This is a genomic window from Affinundibacterium fentianense, assembly GCF_018139545.1.
GTDB classification, from domain to species: Bacteria; Pseudomonadota; Gammaproteobacteria; order Burkholderiales; family Burkholderiaceae_D; genus Undibacterium; species Undibacterium fentianense.
Genome location: NZ_JAGSPJ010000006.1, coordinates 321,364 through 340,935, shown reverse-complemented (window position 1 = coordinate 340,935; position 19,572 = coordinate 321,364). Strand labels below are relative to the sequence as shown.

At 46.5% G+C, this 19,572-nt stretch carries 16 protein-coding genes; 10 read left to right on the top strand and 6 right to left on the bottom strand.

The genetic code is table 11. The annotated features are described in order from the left end of the window. Positions 1 to 209: 209 nt before the first annotated feature. A complete protein-coding gene (locus KDM90_RS15185) occupies positions 210 to 1,490 on the bottom strand; it encodes a hypothetical protein (protein WP_212676461.1) in 1,281 nt (426 codons plus the stop codon). Further along, on the bottom strand, positions 1,465 to 2,604 hold the full coding sequence (locus KDM90_RS15180; RefSeq protein ID WP_212676460.1) for a carboxylate-amine ligase: 1,140 nt from the start codon (positions 2,602 to 2,604) through the stop codon (positions 1,465 to 1,467). The genes KDM90_RS15185 and KDM90_RS15180 overlap by 26 nt, the downstream gene beginning before the upstream one ends. Positions 2,605 to 3,099: 495 nt before the next feature. Between KDM90_RS15180 and KDM90_RS15175 the strand changes: the two genes are divergently transcribed. Both KDM90_RS15175 and KDM90_RS15170 read left to right on the top strand, forming a co-directional pair. Further along, a complete protein-coding gene (locus KDM90_RS15175) occupies positions 3,100 to 4,302 on the top strand; it encodes an ammonium transporter (protein WP_212676459.1) in 1,203 nt (400 codons plus the stop codon). A gap of 145 nt (positions 4,303 to 4,447) precedes the next feature. Beyond that, positions 4,448 to 4,951 (top strand): GNAT family N-acetyltransferase, encoded by a 504-nt coding sequence (locus KDM90_RS15170; RefSeq protein ID WP_212676458.1) that lies wholly within the window; start codon positions 4,448 to 4,450, stop codon positions 4,949 to 4,951. A 93-nt stretch (positions 4,952 to 5,044) separates the two neighbouring features. Here KDM90_RS15170 and KDM90_RS15165 read toward each other — a convergent pair whose 3' ends face one another. Then, a complete protein-coding gene (locus KDM90_RS15165; protein WP_212676457.1) occupies positions 5,045 to 7,252 on the bottom strand; it encodes a S9 family peptidase in 2,208 nt (735 codons plus the stop codon). Positions 7,253 to 7,638: 386 nt separating this feature from the next. On the opposite strand from KDM90_RS15165, the gene KDM90_RS15160 reads away from it, so the two are divergent. Both KDM90_RS15160 and KDM90_RS18360 read left to right on the top strand, forming a co-directional pair. Then, positions 7,639 to 8,928 (top strand): DEAD/DEAH box helicase, encoded by a 1,290-nt coding sequence (locus KDM90_RS15160; RefSeq protein ID WP_212676456.1) that lies wholly within the window; start codon positions 7,639 to 7,641, stop codon positions 8,926 to 8,928. Positions 8,929 to 8,950: 22 nt separating this feature from the next. After that, entirely contained in the window at positions 8,951 to 9,562 is a 612-nt protein-coding gene (locus KDM90_RS18360; protein ID WP_329605334.1) for a YdeI/OmpD-associated family protein, read from the top strand. A 90-nt stretch (positions 9,563 to 9,652) separates the two neighbouring features. Here KDM90_RS18360 and KDM90_RS15150 read toward each other — a convergent pair whose 3' ends face one another. Continuing rightward, positions 9,653 to 10,426: a hypothetical protein gene (locus KDM90_RS15150; RefSeq protein WP_212676455.1), complete on the bottom strand. Its 774-nt coding sequence runs from the start codon at positions 10,424 to 10,426 to the stop codon at positions 9,653 to 9,655. A 155-nt stretch (positions 10,427 to 10,581) separates the two neighbouring features. Here KDM90_RS15150 and KDM90_RS15145 point away from each other — a divergent pair, with 155 nt between their 5' ends. Both KDM90_RS15145 and KDM90_RS15140 read left to right on the top strand, forming a co-directional pair. Then, entirely contained in the window at positions 10,582 to 11,271 is a 690-nt protein-coding gene (locus KDM90_RS15145) for a GNAT family N-acetyltransferase (protein ID WP_212676454.1), read from the top strand. A 167-nt stretch (positions 11,272 to 11,438) separates the two neighbouring features. Continuing rightward, a complete protein-coding gene (locus KDM90_RS15140; protein ID WP_212676453.1) occupies positions 11,439 to 12,920 on the top strand; it encodes an aminoacyl-histidine dipeptidase in 1,482 nt (493 codons plus the stop codon). Positions 12,921 to 13,029: 109 nt separating this feature from the next. On the opposite strand, the gene pdxR is transcribed toward KDM90_RS15140, so the two are convergent. Beyond that, positions 13,030 to 14,499 (bottom strand): MocR-like pyridoxine biosynthesis transcription factor PdxR, encoded by a 1,470-nt coding sequence (gene pdxR, locus KDM90_RS15135; RefSeq protein ID WP_212676452.1) that lies wholly within the window; start codon positions 14,497 to 14,499, stop codon positions 13,030 to 13,032. 198 nt (positions 14,500 to 14,697) lie between these two features. On the opposite strand from pdxR, the gene KDM90_RS15130 reads away from it, so the two are divergent. From KDM90_RS15130 to KDM90_RS15115, 4 genes are all read left to right on the top strand, one after another. Continuing rightward, positions 14,698 to 15,369, top strand: a complete 672-nt coding sequence (locus KDM90_RS15130) for a pyridoxamine 5'-phosphate oxidase family protein (protein WP_212676451.1) — start codon at positions 14,698 to 14,700, stop codon at positions 15,367 to 15,369. 505 nt (positions 15,370 to 15,874) lie between these two features. Then, positions 15,875 to 16,315, top strand: coding sequence for a YeeE/YedE family protein (locus KDM90_RS15125; protein WP_212676450.1), 441 nt, complete (start codon positions 15,875 to 15,877; stop codon positions 16,313 to 16,315). A gap of 24 nt (positions 16,316 to 16,339) precedes the next feature. Beyond that, complete coding sequence (locus tag KDM90_RS15120) at positions 16,340 to 16,774, top strand: YeeE/YedE family protein (protein WP_212676449.1); 435 nt, start codon at positions 16,340 to 16,342, stop codon at positions 16,772 to 16,774. 248 nt (positions 16,775 to 17,022) lie between these two features. Further along, positions 17,023 to 18,528, top strand: a complete 1,506-nt coding sequence (locus KDM90_RS15115) for an aminotransferase class V-fold PLP-dependent enzyme (RefSeq protein WP_212676448.1) — start codon at positions 17,023 to 17,025, stop codon at positions 18,526 to 18,528. 153 nt (positions 18,529 to 18,681) lie between these two features. Here the strand turns inward: KDM90_RS15115 and KDM90_RS15110 are convergent, their stop codons facing one another. Further along, complete coding sequence (locus tag KDM90_RS15110) at positions 18,682 to 19,260, bottom strand: outer membrane beta-barrel protein (RefSeq protein WP_212676447.1); 579 nt, start codon at positions 19,258 to 19,260, stop codon at positions 18,682 to 18,684. Between the last annotated feature and the right edge of the window lie 312 nt (positions 19,261 to 19,572).

The following is a 19,572-nucleotide window of genomic DNA, read 5'->3' as shown; positions in this document are numbered from 1 at the left end:
GTCACGCGATGTTGCGAATCGCGTTGTCATGAACTATGCCAGTGTGAGAGGTGCGACGACTTCTCTAGCAGAACACTAACTTGCGCAACGCTGCGTACTTAAAAGAAAAAGCTTTGCGGTGCTTTGACAGGAATAAAACGAGAATTGCACGCAATAACAAGGTCTCGAAGAGATCTCGATTGAAGATCTTGACGTCGATTGTTTATCGCTCATTCCGAACTTGGCGGCGTATGCAAGATGGTCGCACCTTCACCTTCTCGGCCCTTAAAAAAACTAGCAGAAGCTTGTTCGGCGCAATACATACGAACAATTTGCATGGCAATCCAAGGTGCTTTAACCGGATCTAATCGCACAATCAATCGAATCTCTGCAAAGACCGCATCGCCCTGGCTATTTTCGGCTATGGGATATGGTGTATAACGAGGCTGTACTAGCCAATTTTTCGCGAAATCCAATTGGTCCAAATCTTTAGCATTGGGGCTAAGTAGCAAATCCTTACCGCCACAGGAATCCATTTTTTTGGCTACAAGATGTTCGGGATTGATGCCCAATTCACGCCATGCATCGGCTCTCACGTTTCTTGGCTCAAATGGAATCTTAAGATCTGCACACAGCCCCTTTTGAACTAGAAAGAACCACTCAGGGTGACTATGCCACCTAAGCTGAGCCGATTTGATGTTCTCAAGAAAAGGATGCTCAGTAGGTAATTCATTCAATATAAGGCGATTTAGGATTTGGTCGTGTTGGTTCCGTTTTCCATTGAGAATGGAGAACAAGCGACCTTGTGCGTCGATCTCGACTTGATGCGGCTCCACAATCGGAACATCCCACAACAAGGAAGTTGCATACAGATCGAACAAGGTTCCGCGCTGCCAAACTTGATGTTCCAGCAAGGCTGGCGAATTGCCCCCGACCACCCATTCACGAGCATTCTGTAGCCATTCAGCGTCGCAACCCACATCATGCCAAGGTGGACAATCCGCAAGTTCCGGCCAAAGATCACTGTGTAGTTGGTGCAAGCGAAATCCGGTGCTCAACAGCGAAGTGAAAGCTTGAAACTCCACTAAGCGAATATCCCAACCATTTCCATCCTCGACTATCGCATAATCAACCGTTAAAACGTCGGCTTCATGCGCTTGCTTCCAGCCTTTTTCCAGCGTCCTTACAGCTTGCAAATGGGGTCCCAACGTGGCACACAGAGCATTGAGTCGGGTACACAATCTTTGCTGCAAAGCATGGGATGCAATCACAGGCCACTCGGAAAAAAGTGTCAGATCCTTGGGCAATCGATGGTAAGAGGTATCAGCAGTTCCCGCCCGTTCCGCCCAACCGTGATGCATAGTATGCTTGGAATGCGGCGCAGTCTGCATCAACTCAAAACTACGTGGATGCAGAGGATGCGAAGATGCATCTTGCCCAAAAAAGGTTCGCTCCGCAGTAGTATTAGGGCGAATAGGCTTTCGACTATTGTAAGTAGGACGTAGGAGCAAATTGTGCCTCTTCCGTTGCATGAATCAAATGTTTTACAAGAGTTTGATAGTTTTCAGAGCGCTGAAAAATACCTCGCTGAATATCCGCCGATGCGCCTTGTAAAAAAAGCGCCTGGACTTTCTCTTGTATGCTTTCAAATAGTTGCAATTGTCGCGCGACTTTTTCTATGCGTGCCAACCAATGGGTAAAATAATCGACTAAACTCACCGATTCTTCACTGCCCCAATCGATCAAGCACGCGGCAAGACCACGGCGACGTACACGCCACTTATTCTCCTCAAGACAAGCGCGGGATAGCGGCTTTGGCAACGATCCATTCTGGTAATCCTGTACGAGGCAAGCGACCTCACATTGCAGCAATGCCGTAATTAGCCAAATGTGATCGAGCGACGGAGTCGCATCACAAATTCTGACTTCCAAAGTATGATATCGATGATGAAGTCGCAGATCTTCCCACATCCCATGCTGAGCTTCGAGTGTGCCAACTTTTCTCAGGAGTTGAATATGCCCAAAGTACTCTTCCTCCGATTGCCATATATCAGGGGTCCCCATTCTTGGAAGACGATCTAGCATAGAATGACGCCAACTTTGCATGCCTGTATCGCGCCCTTCATAGAAAGGCGAGCTCAGTGAAATGGCCAGTACTGCCGCCAAACTATTGCGCAAAGAATTGAAAATTGGCATTGGCGGAATGCCCGATGGCAGTCCCAAATGGACGTGAAATCCATACGAGACCAAACTTCGCATAATGTCTGCGTATTCATCCACCAGACGTATATAGTGCTGATGCTTCAGATGATCTTTATTAATTTCCTGTTCTTTCCAATTCGAAAATGGATGCACGCCAGCGGATAAGATCCTTTGGCCTTGGGATTGGGCTCGCAGCCGAATAATTTCGCGCATCGAGGCAACACTGGCGACAATTTGATCGGGTGTTGTGCAGATCGGTGTTTGTAATTCGACAACGGCTTTATGAAGTTCGCATGAGGAACTACCGTTTTGATCCGGAAATTCTGCTTGGCCGCGCTCAAAATCGTGAGGGACCAGCTCAAGACTGTGTTGATCAACAATCTGCAATTCCTCTTCTGCACCTAAAGTAATGCCATGTATCATACGTCGCTCTCTCGTTCGTGATCACTTATACCCATTTACTTGACTCGGATTTTTCGACCCAATTTAGACTTGGGACATTCAACCCAAGAACCCGCTTCCGTTTTGTCGGACAAACTTCCAACGCGATTTCACAACAGTCTAGAATGCCAGAGAGACATTCAATTCTGCCAATACAGGGGTATAAGTGCCCTAGTTCGGGCAATTGGCTGATGTCATCTCTGAGAGGTACGTCAAGGACACATGGTATTGTCAGCAGCGCACGAAGTAGGTTTACACAAGTTAAAAATCTTGCGTCGCTGCACCGTCCTCGTGCAAACGTAAGCAAGGCGCTCGATGATGAGCACTAAATCAGTGCAAACGTATTAAAAATAAGCTTCACTTAGACAATTAATTCTTTACAAATCAAATACTTAAAATAGATCACCAAATTGGAACATTTATTGCTTAAAAGTATGATCAAATCACTTTTACGCACTCAATTAGGGAGATCTCGTCATGAACGAAATGAAGCACGGCGTCGACGCGCTTTTTATATTGCTAGGCGCAATCATGATCCTCGCCATGCATGCAGGGTTTGCCTTTCTAGAACTCGGCACGGTTCGCAAGAAAAACCAAGTGAATGCCTTGGTAAAAATTTTGGTCGACTTCGCCATCTCCACAATTGCTTACTTTTTCATCGGTTATTACCTCGCCTATGGCGTGCATTTTTTTAGCAATGCCAATGTACTCGCGGAAAAAAGTGGCTATGAATTAGTCAAATTCTTTTTCTTACTCACTTTCGCTGCTGCGATACCCGCCATCATCTCGGGTGGCATCGCCGAACGCGCTAAATTTGGCCCTCAATTAATCGCAACCACACTCTTGGTTGGCTTCGTCTATCCTTTTTTTGAAGGCATAGTCTGGAATCAAAGTTTTGGTTTTCAGGCTTGGCTGAAATCCCTATTTTCCTTTGAGTTTCATGACTTTGCTGGTTCGGTTGTGGTGCATGCGGTCGGTGGATGGGCTGCCTTACCCGCTGTCTGGCTACTTGGTGCACGACGAGGACGTTACTCACGTGATGGCGCGATAGCTGCGCACCCGCCATCGAACATCCCATTTTTAGCTTTAGGAGCGTGGATACTCACCGTGGGGTGGTTTGGTTTTAATGTTATGAGTGCACAAAGCCTAGAAAAAATGAATGGCTTGGTTGCCATCAACTCCTTAATGGCGATGGTCGGTGGCACCTTAGCGGCCTTAATTAAAGGTCGCAATGATCCGGGCTTTGTGTACAACGGGCCTCTAGCTGGTTTGGTTGCGGTCTGTGCAGGGTCCGACCTCATGCATCCACTCGGCGCGCTGCTTACAGGCAGTATTGCGGGCTTAATTTTTGTCTGGATGTTTACCTTGACGCAAAACAAATGGAAAATCGATGATGTCTTGGGCGTTTGGCCACTCCATGGATTATGCGGGACTTGGGGAGGCATTGCGGCAGGCATTTTTGGCCTACCAACATTTGGGGGCATGGGTGGCGTTTCATTCATGGCGCAGTTGATCGGCACTTTGTTAGGCCTGCTGATTGCCTCCATCAGCGGCTGGTTGATTTACGGCGTCCTGAAAAAGACTGTGGGAATTCGGCTCGACCCAGAGGATGAATTTAATGGAGCGGATCTGAGTATCCATAAAATTTCATCGACAGCGGAACGCGAGACGAGTTGGTAAATGCTGAGGAGTCAGATGTGGGAATCGCGCGATACCTAGTCTAGGCCCTCAATATCAAAAATAGCACAACCCATAAAAACTCTTTCGACTTCATGCTATTGTGGAGCCAGATTAGGCACACTCGCTCCACTTCATCGACCTTTCTATGATACGTCTTGCTACCCATTCAGACTTTCAATTCATTTTTGACCTCTACATGCACCCCGTCGTCAATCCTTACTTACTCTATGAAAGGATGGATGCCACGGAATTCCAGCCGATTTTCGCGCAACTGCTAGAGGCTCAGGTGCTATACATCTTTCATGATGAGGCACAAGCCGCCGGCATGTTCAAACTTGTACCGAATCGACATCGGACCTCGCATATCGCCTACATCGGAGGTGTCGCGATCGATCCCCAATTGACGGGCAAAGGTTTAGGAAAAAAAATGTTTCAGGAAATTCTGGCATTGGGACAGGCGCAAGATCTTCATCGTCTTGAGCTGAGCGTTAGCGTCGAAAACCGACGCGCTATTGAGCTATACACACAGTGCGGCTTCGTCGCAGAAGGTATCTTACGAGACTACACCTATTTAAAAAGTGAGGATCGATTCATCAATGAAGTCTTGATGTCTTATCTTTATCCGCACCAATCGAAAGAAATCAACTGATACAAAAAAAATGTCGTACCATCGTGGTAGACAGTACGACATTTTCATTCTCTGCGTGTTTCAAGTTGAATGAACGCAAACCCAAGCGACACTTTAATCTGGTCGTGCCAAGGTCGGCGTTCCTCCTATGTACTTTTGTAGCCAGTTCTGTACTTCCCAGTACCAATATACCGAATTTTGGGGTGAAAGTATCCAATGATTTTCATTCGGGAAAATCACCAAACGTGAAGGAATTTTCATTCCCTGCAACACGCCATACAGTGCTGTACTATTGACATACGGTACCCGATAGTCAATTTCACCATGCGTCAAAAGCATTGGTGTCTTAAAATTTTTCGCATAGGTCATGGGGTTATTTTTTTGCATCGTTTGTGGGTCACGCCACGGGCTTCCACCCAATGTGATTTCAAACGAATAATTCGTCGAGTCGGAACCATATTGCGCAATGAAGTCGTTGACTCCAGCATGATCAATAATCGTCGCAAATCGATCCGTATGTCCAGCAAGCCATGCCGCTAGGAATCCGCCATAACTCGCACCTGCTGCGGCAATCTTCTTCGTATCGATGTTGCCGATTTTTTTTACCAAAAAGTCATTCGAACGCAAAATATCTTGGGTGGGTTTCTCGCCCCATTGGAAATTGATACTACGCGCAAATTGCTCACCAAAACCAGTTGAGCCATGACGATTTACCCAACTCACGATGTAGCCGGGTGCAGCCAATACATGGGCATTCCAACGAAAATTAAATGCATTCCCCACCATCGTATGCGGACCGCCATGCATGAGTTGGAGTAAAGGGTAAGTCTTGGTTTTATCGTATTCTGGTGGGAAAATTAACCACCCCTGCACCGTTTCATCATTTGCCCCTTTAAATTCATAACTCTCCACTTTTCCTAACTTCATACCATCCATCAAAGCGTCATTGAAGTGGGTCAACTGACGTACTTCCTGCGTATCCATATCGAAGGAAAAAATTTCATTCGGTCGGTCAAAGCGACTTTGCAAAAAGATCAATTTGTGAGGGATAGTCCGAAGTTTCGACATACCCGCTTGACGCAACACCCGCGCAAAATTGCTACCATCCGTCTGACTGCGATAAATGCTTGTCTCCCCTCGGTCTTCCGCAAGCATCCAAATTTCGGATTGATCATGATTCAATTGAAACTCTGCAATTGCAACATCGCGCGAAGTTGTCACCCCGGTATTTTTCCCCGTGGTCAAATCATGTCGCCATAATTTGGCCGAACTTCCATCGTAAATCGGGGTGTTGGTGCGCAAATAAAAAACGTCCTTATCATTCAAGGACACTTGCACACCAAAGTCGGTACCACGGTTATCCGGACTCAAATTCCTGACATGTTTTTCAGTACTAATTGGAATCCAATAGAGGTCCATATTCTCTGCTTCAGCATGAGGGGCTGCGATGCTATTTTTGCTCAAAACAAGCGCTTGACTATCAGCGGTCGGTTGGAAGTCAAAAGTCCCTGTGACGCTAAATCGATCGATTGAATCCGGTGTCAAATCTCGTATTTGGCGGGTCGCAAAATCCAGCAATAACAAATGGCTGCTCAAATTATCCGTTAGCCAATGATCAAAAAAGCGATACACCCTATCTTCCGTGACTTTTGCGGTCATTTTATTGTCGCGTCGTCGCTTTATTTCTCTCTTCATCGCTTGCAAATCGGATGCACTCCAATTGCCCTTTAGATTCGGAATTGCATAGCTTCCGAATACAATCCCAGAACCATTCGGTAACCACTGTGGATTGATCACGCCAAAAGGCAAATCCAGCAGTTTCTCAGCCTCACCACCGTCCAATCGAAGCATGTACAACGCAGACGCTTCATCATCTTGGCGTTTCGAAGTGAAGATAATTCTTGTCCCATCCGGGCTCCAAATCGGCGCACTATCATTTGCATCCAAACTAGTTAAGCGCCGCGGATTCGCACCGTCGATGTCCATCAACCAAATATGTGTTTGCGCACGATTACGTTCGAGCGACCAATGCTGTACGGTGAACGCGATTTGCTTTTGATCTGGCGAGACGTTGGGATTATCAACCCGCTTGATTGCCCACAAATCTTGTGGCGTGATAAGACGTTTATTATCCCGACTACTCTGGCTCTGTTCGTTTACAGCTGGCGGTCGCACACTGCTACTTTGTTCCTTCACAACCGACTCACTGGCATTCGCGATGCTCAAACTCCCTATCAGAACCGCAATAAAACTGGTCCTTTGAGCATACTGGGTGAATTGTTGCCAATAAGCATAGTGGATTGTTTTACATTGCCTAATCATGGTTTACCTCATTCTGTTTTTATCAAAATTGAATTGTGCAGCAACACGAACAACAATCTGAACAATCGCAATCTGCTCAAATCAATTGGATAGCATACCTTACCGTCCTTCGTGATGAACAGCTTTGTATCGCTGACTGCTTCCCCAAAATGACAAATTTTTTCAAGATACGAGACCTCGCCACCCTCTTTTGCTGCAAATCGCGACCATCCTCGCCATCCGCTCAGGAGAGCAAACTAAGACAAGGTTGAGTAAGTTCGATAAAATGAGGGACTAGAACTCAACGCCTCACCGACAAGCGCCTTGCTTCAGTTAATTGTGCTTGCTATGATGAATCGCCTCCGCGAAAAAATCCCACCTGACTCTCCTTCATGTTACAAAGCCCTATGTCATTTACCTCCTTCGGTCTCTCTACCGCCCTCCAAAATGCTCTCGGGGGACGTGGCTATCTCGCTCCTACCACGATACAACAAGAGGTCATTCCAGCCATGCTAGCTGGGCACGATGTCATTGCAACTGCACAAACAGGCTCGGGCAAGACGACCGCGTATTCCGTGCCAATATTGGAGCGATTTCAAAAGTTAGAGGGAGATAAGAGCCGTCCCGTACGCAGTTTGATTTTGGTCCCTACGCGTGAATTGGCAATTCAGGTCGGCGACACCTTGCGGAGTCTCAGTCAAGGTTTTTCGCATCCGCCAAAATTAGCAGTCCTGTTCGGTGGCATCTCCATCAATCCCCAGATGATGCATTTACGTGGTGGCGCGGATATCGTCATCGCGACACCAGGTCGACTCCTCGATTTGGTCGCGAAAAATGCACTCAATTTGCGACAAGTTGCGAGCCTCGTCCTCGATGAAGCGGATCGTATGCTCGCCTTAGGTTTCACCGAAGAATTAAGCAAAATTATTGAACTACTTCCAAAGCAACGTCAAAACTGTTTTTTCTCCGCGACCTTTGCCCCATTGGTGAGAGAACTCGCAGAACGATTATTAGACGACCCAATCCGTATCAACGTCCCAGATAACGATTTTTCCAAGCCCGACATACTACAACGCGCCATCGTCGTCGAAGCCTCACAAAGAACGCAGCTCTTGCGGCATTTATACCAAACTGAACAATGGCAACGCGTTTTGGTTTTTGTAGCGAGTAAATATACGGCTGATCTGTTAGCAACAAAGTTGCGTCGTGCGCACTTGAGTGCTGATGCGTTTCACGGTGAATTAACCCAAGGAAAACGCAACCAAGTGCTGAACGATTTTAAAGCTTCTAGACTCAAAATCTTAGTGGCAACTGACGTTGCAGCGCGCGGGATCGATATCGATCAATTACCCGTCGTCATCAATTTCGATCTACCGCGTTCGGCAGACGATTACACACACCGCATAGGTCGAACAGGACGAGCAGGTGCTTCGGGTACCGCGATTAGTTTCATTTGCGCAGACGCGGCGAATGAAGCGCATTTTCGTTTGATAGAAAAACGTCAAGCTTGCAAAATCCCGCGCGAACATATTGCGGGTTTTGCTCCAGAAGCAAAAGACTTGGTACTCCATGCGGCCCCAGTATTGAGCGATCCCCATGGAGGGATCAAAGGCAAACGTCCAAGCAAAAAAGATAAACTTCGTGCACAAAGTGCAAACCAATTGGATTCGCAAAATGCAACTCCGTCCGATTCCTGACACAAAATCCTAAGACGACGCCGTGACGATACAGATTGATTCGCGAGTGGATGATTATATCCAGCAGTCTGCAGCTTTCGCCCATCCCATCTTAAGACATATCCGCGCTCTTCTTCATCGACACTGTGCCGAGGCCGAGGAAACGATCAAATGGGGTATGCCACACTTCATGTATCAAGGCAGCATACTGTGCCATATGGCGGCGTTTAAACAGCATTGCTCTCTGGGATTTTGGCTCGCCCATTTGCTCGAAATCGATACAAAACATGGAAGTGCAATGGGTCAATTCGGGCGCATTACGTCGATCACCGATTTACCAAGCGAGCAGGCGTTTGCCGATTTGATCCAAACAGCCCAAGGATTAATTAAGGAAGGACATAAAAGAAATGTCGGCAAAGGGCAGGCGGCCAATCCTATTTCATTAGTCATTCCGCCTACGTTTCTCGACGCTTTACAAGCAAACCCAAAGGCCTACGATTGTTTCAAACATTTTTCTTATACCAATCAGAAAGACTATGTCGATTGGTATTCGGAGGCAAAAACAGAAGCGACACGACAAAAACGTCTCATTCAATCAATCGAATGGTTGACAGAAGGTAAACGTCGAAATTGGAAGTACGAAAAATCATCGTGATCACCTGTCATCGCCATCGTTGCGATGATCACATCTAAGCATACAGCACATTTATTGCATCAACGAAATCAGCAACGACCATCATTCACTTTACTTCTCTCGATAAATTCGTATCATCTTCAAAGACCCTTCATAGTGATATGCCATTTGTTCTTCCGTATAGCGATGTTCAAATCCCACAGGGCAAATCCATCGTGCGAGACAAGTACTGACGCATGCCGCATCGTCTTGCTGCCGGTAGTCCAAACAACGCTGCAAGTCCATTTTTTCAGAATCGATCGCACGGGGTGGACATGCATGCAAGCACGGTTTTTCCACACAAGTCTTGCACGGCGAATGATGGGCCTGGGTGTCAGATCTCACAATCGGTGTGGTCGCTAGCGTGGTATTTGCCAGAATCAAAGCACGATAAGCAAACCATGAACCAAACTCTGGATTGATACCAACCATGAAGGGCGTAGTATGGTGCCAGCCAACCAATTGGCCCAATTTTTGAAGGCTAATACGATGCAAACTTGGGTACACAATTTCATAGGCACTGTGTGGCCAATCCTGAGCAAAATACTGCCGCACTACATCGATGGAAAACGTATCAACAGGATGAAGGTGCAGGGGATTTTGCGCGTCAAGTAAGCCACCAACGCATTGTTTATTTTTTTCCTTTAAGGCTTGCCAAAATCGCCTTCCAGCATGAGCAATCAGGATTAAATGCTGGAATTGGTCAACGGACGGACAAGCTGCCAACAAAGTTTGGTAGACGTCAGAAGGCAAATCACTGACTTGAAAGACCGCATGACAGTTCAAGCCGGCATTGCGTAACAATTCAGATGAGATCGATTCAAACTTGGAGGGGGACAAGGTCATATTCATCCTTCACTGTGCTTCACAATCAGAACCTTCACCGCGAAGGGCTGGTCTATTTCTCCGCGAATAGATGACGCGGACAAGTGTCTCTGCTAGACTCAAAACGTCAATTCCACACTTTTCGGACAAGGATCATCGCAGATTCTGACTAGCTTATGGCACATTTACTCGACAATATTTTTTGGCATAGCCTTTCCGAGTCGCAGTCACAATTTGCAATTGGAGAGGGAAAAGCCCGTCGCTATGCATTGGGTTTTTCTCCAATATTAGGATTCGCTGAACCTTGGAATCCGGACTTTGATGCTTTACGCCCCTACTGCCAAAGCAATGAGCAATTCTATTGTGGTGATTGGTCTGGCGCAATTAGCACAGCATGGCAACAGCATTGGCGAATCGACAAAGAAGCGAGCATGTACAGAATGGTCTGGCAAGGTGAATTACCTTTAGAAGATACCCTATTCTCATACCAGCCCTTAACAACACAAGATGCAGAACAAGCTCTTGCCTTAGCCCAATTAACCAATCCAGGGCCGTTTGGCTTGCGGACTATAGAATTGGGGCTTTATCTTGGCTGCTTCGAAGCTGGTCGTCTTATCGCGATGGCTGGCGAAAGAAGCTTTGCGCATCCCTACCGCGAGATTAGTGGAGTATGCACGCATCCAGATTTTCAAGGTAGAGGACTCGCGGGCCGTTTGATGCGTCAGATTATCCGACATCAACTGCAAGCACAGGAAATCCCTTTTCTTCATGTGATGAGCCACAACAAACTAGCACATGAACTTTATTTAAAAATGGGCTTCGTTGATTACTGCGAAACGCCAGTGCGCGTGATCACGCGATTATAAATCACATCGAATCTGATTTTCGGGGGCATGACGCGCCTACGAATGTGGCCCAGAGAACAATCAAATACGCGCTATCCTGCTGGCGCGCACTCCGGTGGTTATGAGGAAATAGATTGGGCTGTGTTAAACTTCTGCCTCTTCAATTTCCGATTTAAGATCACATTGCTATGAGTATTTCATCCACACAATCCCAACTAGGCCATCTTTATCCACCCGCCTTGTGGCAATGGTTTGAACAAATTTGTGCAATTCCCCATCCTTCCAAGCACGAGGCTGCATTGAGCGCGCACATACAAGCTTGGGCTAGGGAACGTGATCTCGCTGTCATCGTCGATCAGGTCGGTAACTTGATTATTCGCAAACCTGCTAGTGCTGGGATGGAAGATCGCAAAACCGTGGCAATTCAAGCCCACTTGGACATGGTTCCGCAAAAAAACGCGGATAAAGTCCATGACTTTTGTAGTGATCCGATCGAGCCTTGGATTGATGGCGATTGGGTCAAAGCTCGGGGCACGACTTTAGGTTCTGACAACGGCATTGGTATGGCTTCTGCGCTAGCTATCTTGGGCGCGAGTGATATTCAGCATGGTCCCTTAGAGATTTTACTTACCGTCGATGAAGAAGCTGGAATGTCAGGCGCTTTTGGCTTACAAGCAGGCATTTTGGAGGCTGAGATCCTGATCAATACCGACTCCGAACAGGAAGGCGAAATCTACATGGGATGCGCTGGTGGAGTCGATGCAAAAATTGCACTCCCCGTCAAATGGCAAACGGCAGACGAAGATCATCTTGCGTACACGCTCAGCATTTCTGGCTTAAAGGGTGGGCATTCAGGTGTGAATATTCATTTAGGCCGTGGCAATGCGAACAAATTGTTAGCGCGCTTTCTCGCAGGGCATGCCAGCGAACTGCACCTTGCCATCAGCCATTTACAAGGTGGCTCACTCCGCAATGCGATACCGCGTGAAGCACAATGCAGTTTTACGATTCCGGTCTCCCAACTCGAATCATTACAAACACGTGTCGCGCAATTTGAAACCTTAGTTAAGACCGAGCTCGCAGCAACGGAACCTGCAATCAAACTCAGACTCGCTGACGTTCAAGCACCACAAAAAACACTTGATACGGAATCCCAATCACGCTTAATCAATCTCATCAATGCCTGTCCAAATGGTGTGATGCGCATGAGCGACGATATTCCTGGTGTAGTCGAAAGTTCCCTGAATCTTGGCGTTATGACGACCGAAACCGATCAAATCCAAATTATTTGTATGGTGCGTTCGTTGATCGATAGCGGACGAGCCTACATCGAGAGCCAGTTGCAATCAGTGTGTGACTTAGCTCAGGCGCAAATACGCTTTGAGGGTTGTTATCCAGGTTGGAAGCCAGACCAGCAGTCACCAGTAATGGCGATCGTCAAAGACACCTACGAAAGTATTTATCAGCGCGAACCGGAAATCATGGTGATCCATGCAGGCTTAGAATGTGGACTATTCAAAAAACCGTATCCGCATTTGGATATGGTTTCCATTGGACCGACGATTCGTTTCCCACATGGACCAGACGAAATGGTTAACATTCAAACCGTCGGTCAATATTGGACTTTGCTACTCGCCGTATTGCAACGCATTCCGCAACGGACAAACTGAGTTAAGTCGATACCACGCACCAGGCCAGTCATCTAAGATCACTGGCCATTTTTCTGTTTGAATCGCGGCAGACAATTGTGCACTGACGACACTAGATACGATGAAATAGCTAAAAAAATGGACGTATTCGTTTCTCTAAACGCGCAATAAGCAACGGCATCTCTTCGATAGGTACTTGTGCGTATCCAAGCATCAGACCGCACCAGCGATCCTTACTCCCAATATTGTGTCGACTAAGAGCAGGAACAATAAGGCCGTCGGCCAGTGCGGCGGCACTGACGGCAACATCGTCAATTGTTTGGTTATGAAAACATAGCGAAAGATGCATGCCAGCAGTGCTGCCATAAAGGCTCGCGATATCAGAGAATGTATGCTCTAAGAGCGCAACCAAACAATCGCGACGTTGTCGATAAAGGCGACGCATGCGACGCAAGTGCCGAAGAAAATCACCTTCTTGAATAAAACGCGCAAGACACAATTGATCTGCTGTCCTGCCTCGCAAGAGCTGACGCGCGGCCAATTCAGATAATGGGGCGACTAAATTCTTTGGCACCACCATAAAACCAATACGTAAATCTGGAAACATCGTTTTACTGAACGTACCGAGGTAAATAACTGGCGCATGTTCAACCAAGCCCTGCATTGAAGGCAACGGCGGACCGTCGTGTCGAAATTCGCTATCGTAATCATCTTCGATAATCAAGCAAGCGTGCTGCTGTGCGGCATGAATTAAAGCAAGGCGACGCTCCAAACTCATCACTTGTCCGATCGGGTATTGATGGGAGGGCGTGACATAAATAATACGTGGCGAAACGGACTTCCAATCCGATCGTCGTGGAGCCAACCCATCTTGATCGACACGTATGCCTTTAATTTTCAAGCCCGCCGAACGAAAAGCGTTTTGCGCACCAATATATCCTGGACTCTCCATCCAGATCAGGTCCGCAGGATCGGCCAATGCCTCAGCACAAAATTGCAAACTCGACTGCGTGCCATCCGTAATGATCACTTGCATCGGATCGCAGTTCACACCACGTGAGCTGCGAAGGTAAGAAGAAATCGCCTCTCGCAACACCATTTCACCGCATGCGTCCCCGTAATCAAGACAATCTGCAGGAAGTGCTCGCCAGACTGCATCCAGCATTTTCCGCCAACGATCTTTTGGAAAGTCGCGAACCGAAGGTACACCCGGTGCAAAAGCTGTGTGCAAGCTGGCCGCGACAGGGAGTGGAAGAATTTGCTGACTACGTCGCGACAAGGCATGATCTTTTGAAGTAACCGGCGCAAGATCGTTTAAAGAAGAGGACACCTGAATATTTGCATTCACAACACTGCCACGCCGACTGGCATGTAAAAAACCTTCGCTAATTAATTGTTCGTAAGCATATACGACAGTATTTCTAGCGATCCCCAATTCTGCTGCCAGAATCCGGCTTGCCGGCAAGCGTGATCCCGCGTACAAAACACCGGTTTGAATGGCATTCCGAATCATCGCATGCAGACGTCGCTGCGTCGAAATGCGCTTGGTATCCTCCATAGAAATTTGTCGCCACATTTCAAGTAAGAGAGCGAAATCCATTTTACTAGTCCTAAAAAAATTATTAGTTTTGGATCTTTTTATAGAACCAATTAATCATTATAGTTGGAAATAGCGTGAACACCAGCTGAGTCGACCTCCGCGATATCAGCGCCAGAAATTCACTGATCACGCGTAACTTTTGATCATTAAAACGCAAGAACAACCGAGGCAAATCATCTCTAGGAGCCAAGACAAAGCATGGAAAAACAAAACAAGACGCAGACAACAACGCTACCAAGTGAACGAACACGTATTCGGAGAATCGCAGAAAATGCAAACAATGAGAAAGCCATGCTGTATTCAATTATTGATGAAGCTTATCTTTGCCATATTGCTTTTCAAGATGAAAAAGGCATGCATTGCATTCCGACCGCTTGCTGGAGAGAAGACGATTTTCTCTATGTGCATGCGGCAAATGCCAGCCGATTGGCGAAGGTTCTCGGCAGGCAGCAACAGATCTGTGTGACCATTACGCATCTTGATGGCTTGGTGTTGGCGCGCGCCGCCTTTAATCATTCGATGAACTATCGTTCGGCGATGATCTATGGCAGTTTCGAACAGGTACACGATCCAGAGCACAAAGCAAAATCCATGGAAAGATTTATGGACAAAGTCGCGAGCGGTCGTCAAACTGAAGTCCGTCCTGGGAATCATGCTGAACTTGCGGGGACGAGTCTAATGAGAATCGCCTTAGTGGAAACCGCTTGCAAAGTGCGGCGCGGTGGCCCCAAAGATGACGCGGAGGATAGTGCCATTCCGGTTTGGACTGGTGAATTACCTTTGAAACAAATGCACCAACCACCGGTCCCTGACCCAGCGAATCAAACACCAACACCAAACTATGTCACGAGTTGGTATCAAAACACATAGATCAAACAAAGGGCATCAACAAACACCGAGATCAGCGACATCTCGATGTTTGTCGCTCTTGGAATCGGCAAAAACCCATAGTCGCAAACTATTTGGCACACACTAAGTTGGCTTAATCAACAAAAAATTCTCATCCTCAATCCGAGCAACATAAGATCAAGGAAGTTGATCAAACATTTTCCTTACATCGCATCCAGATTGCGACCTTGATTGTTATTTCCACTTTCCAAACTCATATCGATTCGCTTTTTTTCGATCAAGCTTGTCGGTGATCGCAGACTGTGACTCCACAGCTTTCACCCTATAATAATAAAGTCATGCATCGCAATATCAGATTGAGTACCGAGAAAAGTTGAAAATTCTGTTCCGAGCAAAACAAATTTGGATCGATATTCTGATACTTAAAATCGACAAAGCATGGCAAAAGTAAGGCCGTTATTCTATTCAATCACAGCTTGCAATGCGCCAACTAAGGCGGCAACTGTGCGATATTTTTGGACAAAAAATGCATATCGCTTGGGAACATTTCACACCAATTTCATCACTATCCGGAGGCCTCTTGATTGGCCTCGCTGCTGTCATTTTATTCGCAGGAATTGGTCGCATAGCAGGCGTCACTGGCATACTCGCTGGCATTTTAAATAGTCTATTCGCTGCGCAAAAAAATGATTTTCTTTGGCGCTTCGCTTTCATTGTTGGGCTCGGTTTAAGTCCAATCATTTATGCTGGGTTCAACGAATTACCTGCCATCCAACTCGAAGCAAGTTGGCCCAGCATTCTTATTTCTGGCCTTTGCGTTGGATTGGGGACGAGGATAGGTTCAGGCTGCACCAGTGGACACGGAGTTTGTGGGATTTCGCGACTCTCTGGACGTTCTATGATCGCGACAATCTCCTTTATGGGCGCGGGTTTCGCGACCGTTTACCTGATTCGCCATTGGCTATAAAGCTGACTTTTTTATTGTAAAGAAATGATACTTCGTACACTCATCGCAGCGCTCAGCGGACTTATTTTTGGTTTAGGATTGATCATCGCAGGAATGGCGAATCCCGCTAAAGTCCTCGCCTTTTTAGATCTTGCCGGTGCGTGGGATCCCTCCCTCGCATTTGTGATGGCGGGAGCAATCGCCTTGGCGATCCTACCATTTTTGTTACTCAAAAAACGCCGTCTCGCATGGTCTGGCGATCCACTCCGTTTTCCGAAACTAACACGCGTTGATCGACGACTGGTCAGCGGAAGTTTACTGTTTGGAATAGGTTGGGGAATAGCAGGAATTTGCCCTGGTCCAGCAATCGTTTTACTAGGTGCGGGAATCGCAAAAGCGGCCGGGTTTGTTGCCACCATGTGCTTTGGAATGTGGCTCGCTGATCGGATCAGTAGCAACGAGAACAGGGACGATGATTAATGGGCTCGAAACATTGAATCCATCCCCGCAAAAGCATGAATCGTCAAAATAGTCGGCGCAACAGACCAAGCAAAAATGCTAGTCCAAGTTGAATTTTTGCTCATCGAAACGGTACTTTTTTCCCAAAAACCGCCCTATTCACTGAAAATCAATAGACTTTATCGTAATTTGTAAATTCCCTCATGACATAAGCCTATGTTAACATCGCTGTTTTATTTCCAGTTTCTCTTTTATGAGATCGACAAGCGATGGACAAAGCATCAAGCACAATCAATCCAACTAGCAAGCTAGAAGAATATTTTTCCAAGTTTCGGCAACACATTATTGGTATTGACCAAGAATTTGATTCGCCTTACGGAAAACAAAAAATTATTTATACCGATTGGACTGCGAGCGGGCGTTTATACCGTCCTATTGAAGAAAAGCTTATTCACGCATTCGGTCCTTTCGTCGCGAATACGCATACGGAAACAACATTTTCGGGAACAGCAATGACGCTGGCGTACCACGAGGCCAAACAAATTATCAAGAAGCATGTCAACGCCAGTGACGACGATGTGTTGATTAATGATGGTACTGGAATGACTGGTGTAGTCAATAAATTTCAGCGTATCTTAGGATTTAAAGTCCCAGAATCGTTAAAGGAATACTTCGATCTACCGCGAGAAAAGCGGCCAGTCGTATTTATTTCGCATATGGAACACCATTCAAACCAAACTTCATGGCTAGAAACCATTGCAGATGTCGAAGTCATCCCAGCGGACGAAAATGGGTTATTCAGCCTTGAAAATTTAAAAGCACTGCTCGCTCAATATGCGGACAGACCGATGAAAATTGCTTCCATCACCTCATGCTCGAATGTGACAGGGATCAAAACCCCTTACTACGACGTTGCTAAGTTGATGCATCAACACCACGGTTTGTGCTTTGTCGACTTTGCCTGTTCCGGCCCGTATGTTGCCATTGATATGCATCCTGCCGACCCAGCATGTAGTTTGGATGCCATCTTCTTCTCGCCTCACAAATTTTTAGGTGGACCTGGCACTTCTGGTGTTTTAGTGTTCAACAAGACGCTTTATCACAACATGGTACCGGATTGCCCCGGCGGTGGTACGGTCTCTTGGACGAATCCTTGGGGTGAACACAAGTATGTCGACAATATCGAAAGTCGCGAAGACGGTGGCACACCGGGCTTCTTGCAAGTGATCAAGACTGCATTGGCGATCCAACTCAAGGAGCAAATGGGTGTACCACAAATTCTCGCAAGAGAGAATGAGCTAACCCGTTTCGTATTTGCTGAATTAGAAACGATTCCTAACCTCACCATCTTGGCACAACAGCATCAACAACGCTTGGGAGTGATTTCCTTCTTTATTCACGACTTACATTTTAATCTTGGTGTGAAAATCTTAAATGATCGCTTCGGCATCCAAACTCGCGGCGGTTGCAGTTGCGCAGGCACTTATGGGCATTACCTACTCAACGTCGATCAAGAAACTTCACACAAATTAACTGACCAAATTAGTTCTGGTGATCTCACCAGCAAACCCGGTTGGATACGGATGTCCATACATCCGACCACAACTTCGCAGGAAATCGCCTATGTTTGTGACGCGATCAAGCAACTTGCTGCGCATCATCAAACTTGGTCTTCGGATTATCGCTACGACTGTGTAACGAATGAGTTCATTCACAAACAAGCGCAAGCTGCTGAAGCTGCACTAGTCTCGTCTTGGTTTGCGGTGACTGACTAAGCCAGACAATCAAAACATCAAGAGCGGAAACGAATACCTTCGATTCCGCTCTTGTCACTACCGGTAAACTCTATTTTTTGATTACAACTGATAGTACGATTGTTTGTGATTGAATCTCTTTAAATCCAACAGCATTCAATCAAAATCTGGCAATTAGAAATGGAACTGTGCACCAACTGAAAAGCCTGTCACAGTATTTTTCTCTTCCCCGATTTTCACGCGACGAGATTCAACCTCAGCGCGCAGTGCAATATCTTTTGTCAAAGCATAAGTCACGCCTAAACCCAGAACTGGTTGTGTTGATTTGGTATCAGCGGACATTGAAAAGACATTTGGTAAGCTAGCACTTGTGTCAGCAGTAACCCGTGCAATACCTAATTTTGCGAATCCATCTAAGCCATCAGCAAGTTGGTGCTTGAGTACCCCAGCAAGTTCAAATCCTGTTGCTTTCGCTTCTGCAGATGCAGTTGTATTCGCAATCGTTGCTGACGCACTCAATTTCCCCAAGGAAAAGTAACTCGCTTCCAGTGCAAAATTCTTATCGACGTTATATCCCCCAGTCAATTTAAACGCATTTGTACTGGTATCGCACTTCGCGCCGCCTTTATCGCAATCAGAATTCCACTTCGCGATACCCGTTGTCCCTGCCACATAGACTTGGGCGGATGCAGTCGCACCAACGGTTAAACCTGCAATCAACATTAAGGACAGAAAAACTTTATTTTTGAACATAGAAACCTCGAATAAAAACTGTAAATGAAAAATGAACTAGGCTTTTGGCTGAGTCCAATGTCAGCAATCTGTCGACTCATCGTGGCATTTGGCTGAACATGTGGCGGAGCATAAGTGCTCATGCAAAATTTTCTTTTGTTTTAAACTGAGGTCGTTTCTCACAAACTGTGTAGTAGCGACTAGCAATACTTTCTAGCAAATAAGTTCAAATCGGAACTAAACGAAGGGCACATTGTCGCGGGACTTTTTCATGGATCAGCGACATTAGATTGCAGCAAAAATAGTGAAATTTGCATTGTTAGCGCCGAATAT